Genomic DNA, 501 nt, shown 5'->3' with positions numbered 1-501 from the left:
GGCCCCACCGAATCAAGGGACTCCCGTGACGAAGAAGCGCATCCTGCTCATCGCCAGCGCCGTGCTGCTCACCGCCGCCCGCAACCGGCTGGTCGCCGAGCTCCGGCAGGGCGACAGGAAGCCGACAACCCCCGCCCCCCGCAAGGCGCTCGCCCCGCTCCTCATCGGCGCCGGGGTCGAGATCGCCATCCCCCTCGGCTTCGCGGCCGCCCGCCGCCGCAACGCCCGCTGACACCAGCCACCCGCACCCCCGTACAAGGCCCACCCCACCCGGGGTGGGCCTTTCGCGCGTCCAACACCCCCGCACCCGCTGCGCCTTGCCCCTCTAACCGCCTCCCACCCCACGGTCACCCCATCAACCAGCCACACCCCGATGGGAGTACCCGCCGTGACGACCGCCGTGACCCGCCCCCTGACCGTCACCGCCCGCATCGACGACGCCGACGCCGTCGGCAACACCCCCGCCCCGGCCGCGTACACCGCCACCGTCTACATGAACAC

General features: G+C 73.7%; 1 protein-coding gene. It reads left to right on the top strand.

Annotated elements, in window-relative coordinates; genetic code table 11:
• On the top strand, positions 1-232 hold a 232-nt coding region (locus P3H78_RS33255; RefSeq protein WP_276112888.1), incomplete at its 5' end, for a hypothetical protein.
• Positions 233-501 lie beyond the last annotated feature (269 nt).

It is taken from the genome of Streptomyces tropicalis (assembly GCF_029269835.1).
In the GTDB taxonomy this organism is placed as follows: domain Bacteria; phylum Actinomycetota; class Actinomycetes; order Streptomycetales; family Streptomycetaceae; genus Streptomyces; species Streptomyces tropicalis.
Note: the sequence above shows the minus strand (reverse complement) of the source record. Positions and strands in the feature narration are given on the sequence as shown.